At 64.0% G+C, this 16,033-nt stretch carries 12 protein-coding genes and 1 tRNA gene; 8 read left to right on the top strand and 5 right to left on the bottom strand.

The window, feature by feature from the left end:
• Positions 1-55: 55 nt before the first annotated feature.
• The 5 genes from murI to BGI01S_RS09065 form a co-directional block, all read right to left on the bottom strand.
• Positions 56-943 (bottom strand): glutamate racemase, encoded by an 888-nt coding sequence (murI, locus tag BGI01S_RS09085; RefSeq protein ID WP_042324307.1) that lies wholly within the window; start codon positions 941-943, stop codon positions 56-58.
• Between the two features lie 153 nt (positions 944-1,096).
• The gene (gene bfr / locus BGI01S_RS09080) at positions 1,097-1,576 is read right to left on the bottom strand and encodes a bacterioferritin (protein WP_042324305.1); all 480 of its coding nucleotides are present in this window, start codon (positions 1,574-1,576) and stop codon (positions 1,097-1,099) included.
• Positions 1,577-1,766: 190 nt separating this feature from the next.
• Positions 1,767-3,290, bottom strand: coding sequence for a fumarate hydratase (locus BGI01S_RS09075; protein WP_042324303.1), 1,524 nt, complete (start codon positions 3,288-3,290; stop codon positions 1,767-1,769).
• A gap of 52 nt (positions 3,291-3,342) precedes the next feature.
• Positions 3,343-3,912 (bottom strand): TIGR00645 family protein, encoded by a 570-nt coding sequence (locus BGI01S_RS09070; protein ID WP_042324301.1) that lies wholly within the window; start codon positions 3,910-3,912, stop codon positions 3,343-3,345.
• A gap of 298 nt (positions 3,913-4,210) precedes the next feature.
• Positions 4,211-5,104: a DMT family transporter gene (locus BGI01S_RS09065; RefSeq protein ID WP_042324299.1), complete on the bottom strand. Its 894-nt coding sequence runs from the start codon at positions 5,102-5,104 to the stop codon at positions 4,211-4,213.
• 538 nt (positions 5,105-5,642) lie between these two features.
• Between BGI01S_RS09065 and acs the strand changes: the two genes are divergently transcribed.
• The 8 genes from acs (at position 5,643) to BGI01S_RS09025 (ending at position 15,977) form a co-directional block, all read left to right on the top strand.
• On the top strand, positions 5,643-7,625 hold the full coding sequence (gene acs / locus BGI01S_RS09060; RefSeq protein WP_042324555.1) for an acetate--CoA ligase: 1,983 nt from the start codon (positions 5,643-5,645) through the stop codon (positions 7,623-7,625).
• Between the two features lie 147 nt (positions 7,626-7,772).
• Positions 7,773-8,177, top strand: coding sequence for a DUF4212 domain-containing protein (locus tag BGI01S_RS09055; RefSeq protein ID WP_174447393.1), 405 nt, complete (start codon positions 7,773-7,775; stop codon positions 8,175-8,177).
• Between the two features lie 4 nt (positions 8,178-8,181).
• Positions 8,182-10,200, top strand: coding sequence for a sodium:solute symporter family protein (locus tag BGI01S_RS09050; protein WP_042324552.1), 2,019 nt, complete (start codon positions 8,182-8,184; stop codon positions 10,198-10,200).
• Positions 10,201-10,260: 60 nt separating this feature from the next.
• A tRNA-Ser gene (locus tag BGI01S_RS09045) sits at positions 10,261-10,351 on the top strand.
• Positions 10,352-10,715: 364 nt separating this feature from the next.
• Entirely contained in the window at positions 10,716-11,984 is a 1,269-nt protein-coding gene (locus BGI01S_RS09040) for an MFS transporter (RefSeq protein ID WP_042324297.1), read from the top strand.
• A gap of 280 nt (positions 11,985-12,264) precedes the next feature.
• Positions 12,265-13,182 carry a LysR substrate-binding domain-containing protein gene (locus BGI01S_RS09035; RefSeq protein ID WP_042324295.1) on the top strand — a complete coding sequence of 306 codons (918 nt, stop codon included), beginning with the start codon at positions 12,265-12,267 and terminating at the stop codon, positions 13,180-13,182.
• Positions 13,183-13,360: 178 nt separating this feature from the next.
• Positions 13,361-14,668: an MFS transporter gene (locus tag BGI01S_RS09030; RefSeq protein ID WP_042324293.1), complete on the top strand. Its 1,308-nt coding sequence runs from the start codon at positions 13,361-13,363 to the stop codon at positions 14,666-14,668.
• 61 nt (positions 14,669-14,729) lie between these two features.
• Entirely contained in the window at positions 14,730-15,977 is a 1,248-nt protein-coding gene (locus tag BGI01S_RS09025) for a metal-dependent hydrolase family protein (protein ID WP_042324292.1), read from the top strand.
• Positions 15,978-16,033: the final 56 nt, after the last annotated feature.

Genomic DNA, 16,033 nt, shown 5'->3' with positions numbered 1-16,033 from the left:
GGGAAACGTCGGAAAAACGCCTCCTGACGCGGCAATAACGCCCGGTCCGACGGTTTTATGCGGCTTGGGAGTCCGGTGCTGCCGTGCGGCGCGAGGGGATTTGCACACGTTCGACGGTCGCGTCAATGTGCAGCAAGGTGGCCGCGAGTTGTTGCTGATGGGTGCCGTCGCCGGTGGAAAAAAAACGGGGCAGGGCGGAATCGCCGCTCGCGGGCGCGGCGCGTAGGCCGTGCTGCTCGAGGACGCGCTCGAGTTGCCGCGCAATGGCCACGCTCGTGTCGATCAACATGAGCCGATCGCCGACGATGTCGCGAATCGCCGCATCCAGAAACGGGTAGTGGGTGCAACCGAGCACCAGCGTGTCGGCGCCCGCGTCGAGCATCGGTTGAAGGTAGCCGCGCAGCAGTTCGCGCACGTCGGCTGACGCGACATCGCAGCGTTCGACGGCCTGCACGAGCCCGTGGCCCGGCTGGCACAGAAAGCGGCAATCGGCGGCGTAGCGTTCGAGCAGTCCCTGAAAGCGGGCGCTGCGCAAGGTCACCTGGGTGGCGAGCACGCCGGCCACGCGGGTTTTCGACTGCAGCGCGGCGGGTTTGACGCCGGGCTCGACGCCTACCAGCGGAATGGGCAGCTTTTCGCGCACCAGCGCGATGGACTGCGCGGTCGCCGTGTTGCAGGCGACCACGAGCGCCTTCGCCCCTTGCTTGACCAGCCATTCGCCGACGGCGAGCGTGCGGTCGGCGATGAAGTCGTCGTCGCGCTCGCCATACGGGGCGTACAGTGAGTCGGCGACATACAGGATGGCTTCGTCAGGCAGTTGTGCCCGGACCGCCCGCAACACCGACAAACCGCCCAGCCCCGAATCGAAAATGCCCACCGGCGCGCGTGAGGCGGCACCCGAGGTGAGCGGCCGAACGGTCGGGGACGGCGATTGTGCAGGCATAGGCGAAGAACACGCGCGTCGCGCGGCGGTCAAGGGGAACTCGGGAAAACGGGAAGGTGCGCAAGTATATCGCCCGCGCGGGAAAGGTCATGGCGAATGCCGTTGTGAGTGACCTGGCCCATGAATCGCGCGGGCAGTTTCAGCGGGGCTCGATCAGGACTCGATCGTGCCCATCGCGCTTTGCTGGTAGTTCTGGATGCCGACCTTGTCGATCAGATCGAGTTGAGTTTCCAGCCAGTCGATGTGTTCTTCGGTGTCGTCGAGAATCTTCGTGAAGATTTCGCGCGAGATGAAGTCGCGGACCGTTTCGCAATACACGATCGCTTCCTTGCAGGTGCTCTGCGAAATCTGTTCGAGCTTCAGATCGCATTCGAGGATTTCTTTGGTCTCCTCGCCAATCAGCAGCTTGTGCAGGTCTTGCAGGTTCGGCAGACCGTCGAGCATGAAAATGCGTTCGATGAGCCAGTCGGCGTGCTTCATTTCACCGATCGACTCGTCGTATTCGTGCTTGCCGAGTTTTTCCAGACCCCAGTGGCGGTACATCCGCGCGTGCAGGAAGTATTGGTTGATCGCGGTCAGTTCGTTTTTCAACTGCGCGTTGAGATATTCGATGACCTTCTTATCGCCTTGCATGATGTGTCCTTTGTGGGGTTTCCAATTTCCCAGAACGATAAACGGCGAAGCCCGAAAAGCCAAGGCAAACTTGTAGTTTCGCGCTTGATTTTCAAGGTTTTTCGCGAGTTGCTTATTGTTCTCATTTCGCGATAAAAAACCGGGGCTCAAGGCCCCGGCTTCTGGTTTTTTCAGCGGATTCCGATAGCGATCAAACCGTTGCAACCGGAATCTTGCCGATCTTCGCCTGCCATTCCTTCGGTCCAGTCTGGTGCACCGACGTGCCGTTCGAGTCGACCGCGACCGTCACTGGCATGTCCTGCACGTCGAACTCGTAGATCGCTTCCATCCCGAGGTCTTCGAACGCGAGCACCTTGGCGCTGCGAATCGCCTTCGACACGAGGTACGCGGCGCCGCCCACGGCCATCAGATACGCGGCCTTGTGCTTCTTGATCGCCTCGATGGCGACCGGGCCGCGCTCGGCCTTGCCGATCATCGAAATCAGACCCGTTTGCGACAGCATCGTCTCGGTGAACTTGTCCATGCGCGTGGCCGTCGTCGGGCCTGCCGGGCCGACCGCTTCGTCGCGCACCGGATCGACCGGGCCGACGTAGTAGATCACGCGGTTCGTGAAATCGACCGGCAGCTTTTCGCCCTTCGCGAGCATGTCAGCGATACGCTTGTGCGCGGCGTCGCGGCCCGTCAACATCTTGCCCGACAGCAACAATGTCTGGCCCGGCGTCCAGCCGGCAACTTCTTCCGGCGTCAGCGTGTTCAGGTCGACGCGCTTGCTCTTTTCCGTGTCCGGTTCCCACTGCACTTTCGGCCATGCGTCGAGCGACGGCGCTTCGAGCTTCGCGACGCCGGAGCCGTCGAGCGTGAAATGCGCATGACGCGTCGCGGCGCAGTTCGGGATGATCGCGATCGGCTTGGACGCGGCGTGCGTCGGCGCGGCCATGATCTTCACGTCGAGCACGGTGGCGAGACCGCCGAGGCCCTGTGCGCCGATACCGAGCGCATTGACCTTCTCGTGCAGTTCGACGCGCAATTCTTCGATCCAGTCCTGCGGGCCGCGTGCGATCACGTCCTGAATGTCGATCGGGTCCATTAGCGATTCCTTCGCCATCAGCATCGCTTTTTCAGCGGTGCCGCCGATGCCGATACCGAGCATGCCCGGCGGGCACCAGCCCGCGCCCATCGTCGGCACGGTCTTCAGAATCCAGTCGACGATCGAATCCGACGGATTGAGCATCGCGAACTTCGACTTGTTTTCCGAGCCGCCGCCCTTGGCCGCGACCTGCACGTCCACCGTGTTGCCCGGCACGATCTCGTAGTGGATCACCGCCGGCGTGTTGTCCTTCGTGTTCTTGCGAGCGCCTTCCGGCGGGCTCACGATCGACGCGCGCAGCACGTTGTCCGGGTTCAGGTAACCGCGGCGCACGCCTTCGTTGATCATGTCGGTGACGCCCATGGTCGCGCCTTCCCAGCGCACGTCCATGCCGACCTTCACGAACACCGTGACGATGCCGGTGTCCTGGCAGATCGGGCGCTTGCCTTCGGCGCACATGCGGCTGTTGGTCAGAATCTGGGCGATGGCGTCTTTCGCCGCCGGGCTCTGTTCGAGCTCGTAAGCGCGGCCCAAGGCCTGGATGTAGTCGAGCGGGTGGTAATAGCTGATGTACTGAAGCGAATCAGCGATGCTCTGAATCAGATCTTCCTGTTTGATGACGGTCATGGCTTGGCTCAGTGGGGACAACGGCGCTTGTTTTCCGATCGCACGCGGTGCGTCAGTCGTGCGCCTTCAGGGGAGTGGAACCTTTTGCGGAACTCACGGCATGCAGTGCCGCGGGCTCTTCGAAATGCTTCGGATGCGTGTGCGTGGTGAGGCGGTCGACCAGCGCCATCACCAGCGCCGACACCAGGAACGCCACGTGGATGATGACCTGCCACATGATCGTGTGGGTCGAGTTCTGATCGGGACTGATGAAGGTCTTCAGCAGGTGGATCGACGAGATGCTGATCAGCGCCATCGACAGTTTGACCTTCAGCACGCCGGCGTTCACGTGGTCGAGCCATTCCGGTTCGTCCGGATGACCCTCGACGCCCAGACGCGACACGAAGGTTTCATACCCGCCGATGATCACCATGATCAGCAGGTTCGAGATCATCACCACGTCGATCAGGCCGAGTACGACCAGCATGATGTTGGTTTCGTCGAGCGTCATCGACGCCGTGACCAGATGCCAGACTTCCTTCAGGAACAGGACGACGTAGACAGCCTGCGCGACGATCAGGCCCAGGTAGAGCGGCAATTGCAGCCAGCGGCTCATGAAGATGATGGCGGGCAGCGGACGCATTGGGCGGCGCTGACGGGCGGAGTCGGGTCGCGGGGCAGACATAGGCAAGAGTCAGATGAAACGCAGGAGACGGAACACGGACCAAATGCGCCGACCCGGCATGCGGTGACGCACGCGGATCAGACACGCAAACCATGCGCGGACGGCGCGCCGCACGGCCAGCAAAGGACGGGAAGCTCGCGTCAGGCGCGCTATTGTACAGCGTCGGGTGAATTTGCTGCGGCGCGGCGGGCAGGGCGGCCCGCGTGCCTGGGCAGTGGCGTGCTTGCGTGGACAGCGCGCCGGGCGGGCGGCGCGGTCAGGAGGCGACCGGCGGCACCCGTCGCGCCTTCATGCTCGCCAGCCCGATGCCGGCGATCACGCACGCGAGCGCGAAGCCGTGCGCGAGCGTCGGCCGTTCGCCGAGGAACGCGATGCCGTAGATCGCCGCGGCCACCGGCAGCACGGCGCTGAACACCCCCGCGAGACTGCCCGGCACGTGACGGATGCCCTTCATCCACAGCCAGAACGAGAAGATGCTGGCCGACAGTCCGTACCACAGCACCAGCGTCCAGATGCCGGGCGGCACCGAGCGATAGTCGAAGTGCGCGAGCGCGCCTGCGCCGAGCGGCAGCATCAGCAACAGGCCGAACAGGTGCGTGTACGCGCAGATGTCGATCGGCGCGAGCGTTTGCGTGAGACGGCGTGACAGGATGATGTAGAGCGACTCACAGCACACCGCGCCGAGCACCATCAGATTGCCGACGAACGAGGTTTCGCCGCTTGTGCTTTGTCCGAGATGGGCGAGATTGATGACCACCACGCCGACAATCGCCAGCGCGATCGACGCGAGCGCGCGGCCATTGGGCCGCTCCTTGAGGATCAGCCACGACAGCAGCGCGACGACCGCGGGGATCGTGCTGGTGATGACGCCGGCCGCCACGGCGCTCGTGCGCTGCACGCCGTTGAGCATCAGCAGCGTAAACCCGAAGGTGCCGAACAGCGCCTGCAAAAACAGATTGACCCATTCGTCGCGCTTCACGCGCCGCAGCTTGGCCACGCGCAGCAGCGGCCACAACACCGCCATCGCGATCACGAAGCGCAGCAGCGCGAACAGTGGGACGGGAACGAACTCGACGATCGATTTACCGATTCCGACATTGCTGCCAACGAGCAGCATCGAGGTAATGAGAAGAAGGGCGTAGCGATTCAAGCTGGAGTCCGGGCGGCTAGTTCAGTTAGCATTGTAAGAGCCTGTGCGAACCAGCGTAAAGGCGCGCGGCGGGCGCGGCCCACGCATGGAGTGAATGGCGCTGGTGTTGTGACGCCTGCGCTGCAAGCTTCGTGTGCGGGTTCGAATACACAAACGCGGCGTAACGCGTAGCATGCGCGGCTTGACTTGCGTAGCGTTGAGGCACTGCGTGTACGTGTTACGTGTTTTCCGTTGGCGCGGTGGTCGACGGCTAAGGGTTTTCGCTGGCCCGCCGATGCGGTTCGCGTAAGTGACGGGTAAGTTGCAGCCCTTATGTTTGACACAAGATTGAACACTGGAACGGCAAGCTCGTCTCACACGCATTGATGCTGCAGCGCGGCACGATATGCGATGCAGGCGAGCGGGCCGCGGCGCTGGTGCGCAAGGATTGGAGATAACGCGTCGCGCATTGATCATCGAGCGCGGCGTCGACAGGGACATGGCGCGCCGCGCGCGCGCCGCACAGGTTTTACGTTTCATCTTCACCAAGGGGTTGTCGATGTCTGCGATTGAATCGGTTCTTCAGGAACGCCGTGTTTTCCCGCCCTCCGCTGAAGTAGCAGCGGGCGCGACGATCTCCGGCATGGACGCGTATCGGGCGCTCGCCGCCGAAGCGGAACGCGATTACGAAGGTTTCTGGGGGCGCCTCGCTCGCGAGACGCTGAGCTGGAACACCCCCTTCACCAAGGTGCTCGACGAATCGAAAGCGCCCTTCTACACGTGGTTCGAAGACGGCCAGCTGAACGCGTCGTACAACAGCATCGACCGTCACGTCGAGGCCGGCAACGGCGAGCGCGTCGCGATCGTGTTCGAAGCCGATGACGGCACCGTCACCAACGTCACCTATCAGGATCTGCTGCAACGCGTGTCGCGCTTCGCGAATGCGCTGAAGAAGCGCGGCGTGAAGAAGGGCGACCGTGTGGTGATCTATATGCCGATGTCGATCGAAGGCATCGTCGCGATGCAGGCGTGCGCGCGGATCGGCGCGACGCACTCGGTGGTGTTCGGCGGCTTCTCGTCGAAGTCGCTCAACGAGCGCCTCGTGGATGTGGGCGCGGTCGCGCTCGTGACCTCCGACGAACAGATGCGCGGCGGCAAGGCGCTCCCGCTGAAGAACATCGCCGACGAAGCGCTCGCGATGGGCGGCTGCGAAGCGGTCACGAGCGTGATCGTCTATCGGCGCACCGGCGGCAAGGTCGCGTGGAACGAAGGCCGCGACCTGTGGACGCACGAACTCACGCAAGCCGAATCGGATCAATGCGCGCCCGAGTGGGTCGGCGCCGAGCATCCGCTCTTCATTCTCTACACGTCCGGTTCGACCGGCAAGCCGAAGGGCGTGCAGCACAGCACGGGCGGCTATCTGCTGTGGGCCGCGCAGACCATGAAATGGACCTTCGACTGGAAGTCCACCGATGTGTTCTGGTGTACCGCCGACATCGGCTGGATCACCGGCCATAGCTACATCACGTACGGACCGTTGACGCTCGGCGGCACTCAGGTCGTGTTCGAAGGCGTGCCGACCTATCCGAACGCCGGGCGCTTCTGGGAGATGATCGCGAAGCACAAGGTGTCGTTGTTCTACACGGCGCCGACCGCAATCCGTTCGCTGATCAAGGCCGCCGACGCCGATCCGAAAGTGCATCCGAAGAGCTATGACCTGTCGACGTTGCGCATCATCGGCACGGTCGGCGAGCCGATCAATCCGGAAGCGTGGGTGTGGTATCACGAGAACGTCGGCGGCGGCCGCTGCCCGATCGTCGATACGTGGTGGCAAACCGAAACCGGCGGCCACATGATCACGCCGCTGCCGGGCGCCACGCCGCTCGTGCCGGGTTCATGCACGCTGCCGCTGCCGGGCATCATGGCCGCGGTCGTCGATGAAACCGGGCAGGACGTGCCGAACGGGCAGGGCGGCATCCTGGTGGTGAAGCGTCCGTGGCCGTCGATGCTGCGCAACGTGTGGGGCGACCCCGACCGCTACAAGAAGAGCTATTTCCCCGACGAACTCGGCGGCACGCTGTATCTCGCCGGCGACGGCGCGGTGCGCGACAAGGAGACCGGCTACTTCACGATCATGGGCCGTATCGACGACGTGCTCAACGTGTCGGGCCACCGGCTCGGCACGATGGAGATCGAGTCGGCGCTGGTGTCGAACCCGCTCGTCGCCGAAGCCGCGGTAGTGGGCCGGCCCGACGCGACTACCGGTGAAGCCGTGTGCGCGTTCGTCGTGCTCAAGGGCGCGCGTCCGCAAGGCGACGAAGCCGTGAAGCTCGCCAACGAATTGCGCAACTGGGTCGGCAAGGAGATCGGTCCGATCGCGAAGCCGAAGGACATCCGCTTCGGCGAGAACCTGCCGAAGACACGTTCCGGCAAGATCATGCGTCGCCTGTTGCGCTCGCTCGCGAAGGGCGAGGCCATCACGCAGGACGTGTCCACCCTGGAGAACCCGGCGATTCTCGATCAGCTCGGCGAGTCGCTCTGAGCACCGGTTCATCCGTGTTCGTGACAGGAGCGTGTCGAACGGCGCGCTCCTGATCCGAAGCGGAGACGGGTGGCTGAGCCACGCTGCGAACGCCACCGCGCGGACAATCCCGATTGCCTGCCCGGTGGCTTTTTGTTAAACAGGCGCATGGCCGCGCCGCACCACTCCTCACACGCTACGCTCAATCCCGCGCCCGAACCGCCAGCGGTCTCGGCGGCGATGGCGCGCGCGCATCAAAAGTACTGGCGCTTCAATCTCGCGCTGATCGCGACGTTGATGACGCTCGGCTTCATCGTGTCGTTCGTGTTGCCGCTGATCGCGCCCGCGTTGTCGCAAGTGCGCATCGACGGGTTCAGGCTGCCGTTCTACTTCGGCGCGCAGGGCGCGATCCTGATCTACCTCGCGTTGATCATCGTGTATATCGTGCTGATGCAGCGCGCCGACCGCCGTCTGCAACGCGCGTTCGATGCGGATGCGAAAGCCACCGCAACGACGGCCGCCGGCGCGCCCACGAATGCCGGCGCTGATACGCCCGCCGCTCGCGGACGTTGAGCCGATGAAACTCACGCATCGGCTGATCCGCTCCTACGCGCTCTATACGCTCGGCTTCCTGCTGTTCATCTACGTGATGTGGCGCATCGAGCGCACCACCGGCCCAGGCGTGTGGATCGGCTATGTGTTCCTGTTCGTGCCGATCGCGGTGTATGCGGTGATCGGCGTGCTGTCGCGCACATCCGATCTGGTCGAGTACTACGTGGCGGGGCGGCGCGTGCCGTCCGCGTTCAACGGCATGGCGACTGCCGCCGACTGGTTGTCGGCCGCGTCGTTCATCGGACTGGCGGGGTCGATCTATGCGACCGGATACGACGGTCTCGCCTATCTGATGGGATGGACCGGCGGCTATTGCCTCGTCGCGTTCCTGCTCGCGCCGTACGTGCGCAAGCTCGCGCGCTACACGATTCCCGATTTCCTCGGCACGCGCTTTTCGAGCAACGCGGTACGCGGCCTCGCCGCGCTCGCCGCGATCCTGTGTTCGTTCGTCTATCTGGTCGCGCAGATCCAGGGCGTCGGCCTGATTGCGACGCGCTTCATCGGCGTGGATTTCGCGGTCGGCATTTTCTGCGGACTCGCGGGCATTCTGGTGTGCTCGTTTCTCGGCGGCATGCGCGCGGTCACGTGGACCCAGGTCGCGCAGTACATCATCCTGATCGCGGCGATCCTGATTCCCGTGTCGATGATCGCGCATAAGGACGGCCTCGGCTGGGTGCCGCAAATCAGCTACGGTCGGTTGATGGAGCGCATGGAGAGCCTCGAGAAGCAGGTGCGCGACGAGCCGCTCGAACAGACCGTGCGTGACGACTATCGACGCCGCGCGACCCTCATGCAGCGGCGCCTCGACACGTTGCCGCAATCGTTCGTCGACGAGAAGCAGCGGCTCACGCAGGAAGTCGCCGATCTGCGCCGTCACAATGGACCGCTGCGCGACATCAAGGTGCGCGAGAGGGCGCTCGAACAGTTTCCGCGCGATGCCGCCGCCGCGCAGATCGTCTGGACCCAGCATCGCGACGAGATGCTGATGCGCGCGGCCGCGCCGGTGCCGATGCACGAGCCGTTTCCCGCCGTCAACGATGACGACCGGCGCATCCACGAGCGCAATTTTCTGTCGCTGCTGCTGTGTCTGTCGCTCGGCACGGCGAGCCTGCCGCATATCCTGACGCGCTATAACACGACGACCTCGGTGGCGTCCGCGCGACGCTCGGTCGGCTGGACGCTCTTTTTCGTCGCGCTGTTCTATCTGACGGTGCCGGTGCTGGCGGTGCTGATCAAGTACGAGATGCTGAGCAACCTGGTCGGCCATCACTTTGCCGATCTGCCGCAATGGCTGATGCAATGGCGCAAGGTCGAGCCGAGCCTGATCAGCCTCACCGATACGAACGGCGACGGCATCGTGCGATGGAGCGAGATCCAGATGCAGCCGGATATGGTGGTGCTCGCCGCACCCGAGATCGCGGGGCTGCCGTACGTGATGTCGGGCTTGATCGCGGCGGGCGCGTTGGCGGCGGCGCTGTCGACCGCGGACGGTTTGCTGCTGACGATCGCCAATGCGTTGTCGCACGACGTGTACTACCACATGGTCGACCCCGGCGCGTCGAGCCAGCGGCGCGTGACGATCTCGAAGATTCTGTTGCTGGGGGTGGCGTTGTTTGCGTCGTACGTGGCGTCGTTGAATACGGGGAATATTCTGTTTCTGGTGGGCGCGGCGTTTTCGCTGGCGGCGTCGAGTCTGTTTCCGGTGCTGGTGCTCGGCGTGTTCTGGAAGCGCACGACCCGACTCGGCGCGGTGGCCGGGATGGTGGCGGGGCTTGTCGTGTGCATCTATTACATCGTCTCGACGTATCCGTTCTTCACGCAGATGACCGGCTTCACGGGCGCACGCTGGTTCGGCATCGAGCCGATCAGCTCGGGCGTGTTCGGCGTGCCGGCGGGCTTTCTGGTGGCGATCGGCGTGAGTCTGTTCGACCGCAAACCGGATGCTTATACGACGGCGCTGGTGGACTATATCCGGCATCCTTGAACGCGTTTGCGCATGGGTGTGGCGCAGGGCGCGAAGTTTGCTATAATTCGGCTCCCCGCCGGAGAGATGGATGAGCGGTTTAAGTCGCACGCCTGGAAAGCGTGTATAGGTTAATAACCTATCCGGGGTTCGAATCCCCGTCTCTCCGCCAGAATACCCCAAGCCTTTGCAGCATTTTATATTCAGCGCAAAGGTCCCACGAGTTCCGCTTTTCCCCTGTCTGTTCACCACGTTAAGCCGGGCCCGCACGCGCGAGACGTGCTCAGACTGTCTGGGTTGTCAGCATCGCTCGTGCATTTTCAGCCTTCGCCATCGCAACGGCCGCGTGGTCGCCCGGTCCATCCGTGCGACCGGATCGCCACGGGCCCCTAGCCTTATTGAGGCGTCCCCACCGCGAAACTTTTCGCTTCGGATGACAACGAGTCATCCCTGTCGCCCCAAGCACCCCCGGCCATCTTGCTCTAAACTAGCGCCCGCCCAAGCCCGCGACACAGCCACGTAAAGAGCAGAGACCGATGCCCCCAGCTCCCGCCGACCCCACCGATTCCCCCACCTTCAGCCTCCCGAAGCACCCCCCATTCCAACGCTTCTGGTGCACCCGCATCCTGTCGTCACTCTCGTTCCAGATGCTTGCAGTGGCGATGGGCTGGCACATCTACGCGCTCACGCATAGCGCGTTCGCACTGGGCCTCGTCGGCCTCGCGCAGTTTCTGCCGATGTTCGTGCTGACGCTCGTGGTCGGCCACGTCGCCGACCGCTACGACCGCCGCCGCATCGCGGCCATCTGTCAGAGCCTTGAAAGCGTCGCTGCGTTGCTGTTCGCTTTCGGCACCTTCGGCGGCTGGATCAGCGCGCCGGTCATCTATGTGCTGGCCGCATGCGTCGGCGCGGCGCGCGCGTTCGAATCGCCCGCGGTCGCTTCGCTGTTGCCCGCCGTCGTGCCGCGCGGCTACCTGCCCAAAGCGACGGCGTGGGCCACGTCGGCGAATCAAACCGCGCAGATCGCGGGCCCCGCGTTGGGCGGTCTGCTGTACGGCATCGGTCCGGGCGCGGCCTATCTCGCGTGCACGCTGTCGTTCGCGGCCGCCGCCGCGTCCGTGTGGAGCATTCCGCTGCAAACCAAACCGGCGAGCCGCGCGCCCGTGACGCTCGAATCGATCTTCTCGGGCATCGCGTTCATTCGCCGGGAGCCGGTGATTCTCGGCGCACTGTCGCTCGATCTGTTCGCGGTGTTGTTCGGCGGCGCGACCGCGCTGTTGCCGATTTTCGCGCGCGACGTGCTGCACACGGGGCCGCTCGGTCTCGGTCTGCTGCGCTCGGGCACCGCGATCGGCGCGCTCGCGGGCACCATCTGGCTCGCGCATTTCCCGTTGCGCAACCGGCCCGGCGCGGCGATGTTCGGCGGCGTGATCACGTTCGGCCTCGCGACGGTGGTGTTCGGCCTGTCGCATCAATTCTTCGTGTCGCTGTTTGCACTGATGGTATTGGGCGCGTCGGACACGATCAGCGTGGTGGTGCGGCTGTCGCTCGTGCAACTGCGCACGCCCGATGAAATGCTGGGCCGCGTGAGCGCCGTCAATTCGCTTTTCATCGGCACGTCGAATCAGCTCGGCGAATTCGAGTCGGGCGTGACGGCAGGCTGGTGGGGCGCGCGTACGGCGGTGCTGGTCGGCGGTCTCGCGACGATCACGGTCGCGATGCTGTGGATGAAGCTATTCCCGCAACTGCGCGACACGCGCTCGCTGGACGGTGAAGGGGAAAAGGAACTGGCGCCGAGTTCGTGACGGCTCGTAGTCTCGGTGCTCGCCGCGCTTTGCCGCGTGAATGAAAGCCCGCGCTGGTTCGGATTGAGTTCGCGCTGAATTTGCAATACGTTGCGTGCCGCGCGGCGATTTGCGGAGCATCCGCACGCGCGCCACGTGCGTGGCGTGATTGCGCTGCCCGCGCGCCGCGAAGCGCACCCATCTGCCCATCGCTTCACGACGACGATCCTCACCCTTCGCATGATCGAGCCGATACCCGTACCCGCTATGATGGTGCGATCGTCACTCGGCCACCCTCATCATGCGTATCGCCCCGTTACCTCCGCTCCCATGTCTGGTCGCGTTCGAATCGGCCGTGCGGCATGCGAGCTTCACCAAGGCCGCCGCCGAACTGCATCTGACGCAAAGCGCGGTGAGCCGTCAGATCGCCCAGCTCGAAGATTTTCTTGGCCGCTCGCTGTTCGTGCGCGAGCATCGCGCGCTGCGTCTGACGATCGCCGGCGAAGGTTACGCGAAGCATGTGCAGTGGCTGCTTGCCACGTGCTCCGAAGCCACGCTCGACGTGATGAAGCGCTACGGCGATCTCGAACTGACGATCGCGTGCTCATCCGGCGTCGCGGTGTTGTGGCTCACGCCGCGGCTCGGCGCGTTTCGCGCCGCGCATCCTAACGTCAAGATCAGAATGATCGTGCGCGATGGCCTCGCGTCCCTATCCCCCGCTGAATTCGACGTGGGTCTTTACTACAGCCGTCAGCGCGCCGAGCCGCATTTCACCGCGCGCCGCATCTTCGACGAAGAGGTGTACCCGGTCTGTTCGCCCGGATATCTCGCGGGCCGCGTGCTGGAACCCGCCGACCTCGCGCGCGAAACGCTGCTGATGCAGGAAGACGGCCAGCGGCAATGGATGTCATGGCCCGAGTGGTTCCGTCTGAACGGCGTGCAGATGCCCGCTTCGCCGCAGGCGGTCGTCGTCAATCATTATCCGCAGCTCGTGCAGATGGCGATTCTCGGCCAGGGCGTGGTGCTCGGCTGGCGGCATATGATCGACGCATGTCTGAGCGAAGGGCTGCTGGTGCGCGCGACGCAGGCGTCCGCGAGTCACGGCGGCGGCTATTACGTGGTGTCGCCGAACGACCGCTCGCAGAACCAGGCGGCGCGCGTCTTCACGCGCTGGCTGTTCGAACAGGCCGAAGAGCAGATGGGCAGGGCGGGGGGCTGAATCGCCGCATTCCAGTTTCGCATGCGCTGCGCGCATGCGTGCATGCGAATCTTTCGTTTCGAAAACAATTCAGGTGTCTCTAGGATCGGCGTTATGCATGCGAAGACGCCGCTCGATCACGGCGTGGCGCGTTGCCGACACTACCGCCTGACAGGGCAGCCAGATGAGGAAAGAGACCATGCAGGGAACGCTTTCATCCACCGTCGCACTCTCCGTCGACTCGCTCGCGCGACAGCGGCGCCGCGCCATCATCGCCACCGTGCTCGGCAACGGGCTCGAATGGTTCGACTTCACCGTGTACAGCTTTTTCGCGGTCATTATCGCGAAGCTGTTCTTTCCTACCGGCAATGAACTGAGCTCGCTGCTGCTCGCGGTGGCGACCTTCGGCGTGGGCTTTTTCATGCGGCCGGTGGGTGGCATCGTGCTCGGCGTATATGCGGACAAGGTCGGCCGAAAGGCGGCGCTGTCGCTGACCATTCTGTTGATGGCGGGCGGCACGGCGCTGATCGGCCTCGCACCCACGTACGATCAGATCGGCCTGTGGGCGCCGGTGCTGATCGTGGTCGCGCGTTTGCTGCAAGGCTTCTCGGCCGGCGGCGAAATGGGCACCGCCACTGCGTTCCTCACCGAATACGCGCCGGCCAATCAGCGGGCGTTCTATTCGAGCTGGATTCAGTCGAGCATCGGTTTTGCCGTGCTGCTCGGCGCAGCGGTCGGCACCTTCGTGACGACGAATCTGAGCACCGATGCGCTGCATTCGTGGGGCTGGAGAATGCCGTTCCTGATCGGCATTCTGATCGGACCGGTCGGTTATTTCATTCGCAGCCGCATGGATGAAACGCCGGCATTTAGCGCGGTGGCTGAAGAAGCGAAGAACGATTCGCCGCTCGCCGAAGTGTTCCAGCGCTTTCCACGCGAGACATTCGCCAGTTTCTCGATGGTCATTCTGTGGACCGTCTGCACCTACGTGCTGCTGTTCTATATGCCGACGTATTCGGTGCGCACGTTGCATCTGCCGCAATCGACCGGCTTCTTCGCGGGCATGTTCGGCGGGCTGATGATCATGTGCTTCTCGCCGGTGGTCGGCAAGCTGGCGGACCGCTTCGGCCGCCGCCCGTTCCTCTCTGGCGCGGCCGTGTCGATCCTGCTGCTCGCATGGCCGATGTTCGCGTACATCAATCACACGCCGGGCCTCGCGTCGCTGATGGTGTTCCAGGGCGTGTTCGGTTTGCTGATCGCCGCGTACACCGGTCCGATTCTCGCTGCGTTCTCCGAACTATTTCCGACCAAGGTGCTGTCGACGGGATTGTCCGTCGCCTACAACTTCGCGGTGACGATCTTCGGCGGTTTCGCACCGTTCTTCATCACGTGGCTGATCGCGTCGACGGGCAGCAACATGGCGCCTGCGATCTACGTGATGATCGCCGCGGCCATCAGCCTCACCGGCACCTTCTTCGTGCGCGATTCGCGCCCACGCCGCGCCTGAAGCGGCGCGTCCGGCCCGCTGCGGGCCGGGCGGTTTCCTTCATCCAGTCAGGAAGATATCAATGAGCATTACGGTAATCAGCGGCGGCAACGTACTCGATCTGGCGCAGGGCGCGTTCCTCGAACATCATCACGTCGTGATAGAAAACGGCCACATCGTCGAAGTCACCGACCGTCCCGTCGATCTGCCGAACGCACGCGTGATCGATGCGCGTGGCAAGACGGTGATGCCCGGCCTGATCGACTGTCACGTGCACGTGCTGGCTTCGCGCGCGAACCTCGGTGTGAACGCGGCGCAGCCTAATATTCTCACCGCGATTCGCGCGCTGCCGATTCTGAAGGCGATGCTCGGCCGCGGCTTCACCAGCGTGCGCGATGCGGGCGGCGCGGATTGGGGTTTGACGCAGGCACTCGAAAGCGGCCTGATTCCGGGGCCGCGAATTTTTCCGTCGGGCAAGGCGTTGTCGCAGACCGGCGGTCACGGCGACTTCCGTCCGCGCGGCGACGTGCTCGAACCGTGTTCATGCGCGTTTCGCGCGGGCGCGATTGCACGCGTGGTCGACGGCGTGGACGCGGTGCGGCTAGCCGTGCGTGAAGAGATCCAGAAGGGTGCCACGCAGATCAAGATCATGGCGTCGGGCGGCGTCGCGTCGCCGACCGATCCGATCAGCAACACACAGTATTCCGAGGACGAAATTCGCGCGATCGTGGAGGAAGCACAAGCGGCCAACACCTACGTGATGGCTCACGCGTACACCGGTCGCGCGATTTCGCGGGCGATCCGCTGCGGGGTGCGCACGATCGAGCACGGCAACCTCGTCGACGAAGCGGCCGCGCGACTGATGCACGAACACGGCGCATTCGTCGTGCCGACGCTCGTCACGTACGATGCGTTGGCCAAACATGGCGCCGACTACGGTCTGCCGGCCGATTCGATCGCCAAGATCGAAACCGTGCGCCAGGCAGGGCGCGACTCGCTGCAGATCTACGCGAACGCGGGTGTGCCGATGGGGTTCGGTTCGGACCTGCTCGGCGAGATGCACACGTTCCAGAGCGACGAGTTGCGCATTCGCGCCGACGTGCTCGGCAATCTGGAAGCACTGCGTTCGGCCACCACGATCGCCGCAGATATCGTCGAGCTGAAGGGCAAGCTTGGCGTGATTCAGGCCGGCGCGATTGCCGACGTGCTGGTGGTGGATGGCGATCCGTTGAAGGATATCGGCGTGTTGACCGGCCAGGGCGAGCGCCTCGCGTATGTGTTGCAGCGGGGCGAGGTGGTGAGCGAGCGGGGCATGGTCGTGTCGCGTTGATTCGATATCAGGCGCGGCTTCGTGAGAGCAGCGCCCGGCAGTCATAACGCTCGAAC

It is taken from the genome of Paraburkholderia ginsengisoli NBRC 100965, assembly GCF_000739735.1.
GTDB lineage: Bacteria > Pseudomonadota > Gammaproteobacteria > Burkholderiales > Burkholderiaceae > Paraburkholderia > Paraburkholderia ginsengisoli.
This window is presented reverse-complemented; position numbering and strand designations above follow the sequence as displayed.

Bases quoted from the DNA above. Each gene is read 5' to 3' on its own strand.
- murI (WP_042324307.1), bottom strand. From the start codon at position 943: ATGCCTGCACAATCGCCGTCCCCGACCGTTCGGCCGCTCACCTCGGGT.
- bfr (WP_042324305.1), bottom strand. From the start codon at position 1,576: ATGCAAGGCGATAAGAAGGTCATCGAATATCTCAACGCGCAGTTGAAA.
- BGI01S_RS09075 (WP_042324303.1), bottom strand. From the start codon at position 3,290: ATGACCGTCATCAAACAGGAAGATCTGATTCAGAGCATCGCTGATTCG.
- BGI01S_RS09070 (WP_042324301.1), bottom strand. From the start codon at position 3,912: ATGCGTCCGCTGCCCGCCATCATCTTCATGAGCCGCTGGCTGCAATTG.
- acs (WP_042324555.1), top strand. From the start codon at position 5,643: ATGTCTGCGATTGAATCGGTTCTTCAGGAACGCCGTGTTTTCCCGCCC.
- BGI01S_RS09055 (WP_174447393.1), top strand. From the start codon at position 7,773: ATGGCCGCGCCGCACCACTCCTCACACGCTACGCTCAATCCCGCGCCC.
- BGI01S_RS09050 (WP_042324552.1), top strand. From the start codon at position 8,182: ATGAAACTCACGCATCGGCTGATCCGCTCCTACGCGCTCTATACGCTC.
- BGI01S_RS09040 (WP_042324297.1), top strand. From the start codon at position 10,716: ATGCCCCCAGCTCCCGCCGACCCCACCGATTCCCCCACCTTCAGCCTC.
- BGI01S_RS09035 (WP_042324295.1), top strand. From the start codon at position 12,265: ATGCGTATCGCCCCGTTACCTCCGCTCCCATGTCTGGTCGCGTTCGAA.
- BGI01S_RS09030 (WP_042324293.1), top strand. From the start codon at position 13,361: ATGCAGGGAACGCTTTCATCCACCGTCGCACTCTCCGTCGACTCGCTC.
- BGI01S_RS09025 (WP_042324292.1), top strand. From the start codon at position 14,730: ATGAGCATTACGGTAATCAGCGGCGGCAACGTACTCGATCTGGCGCAG.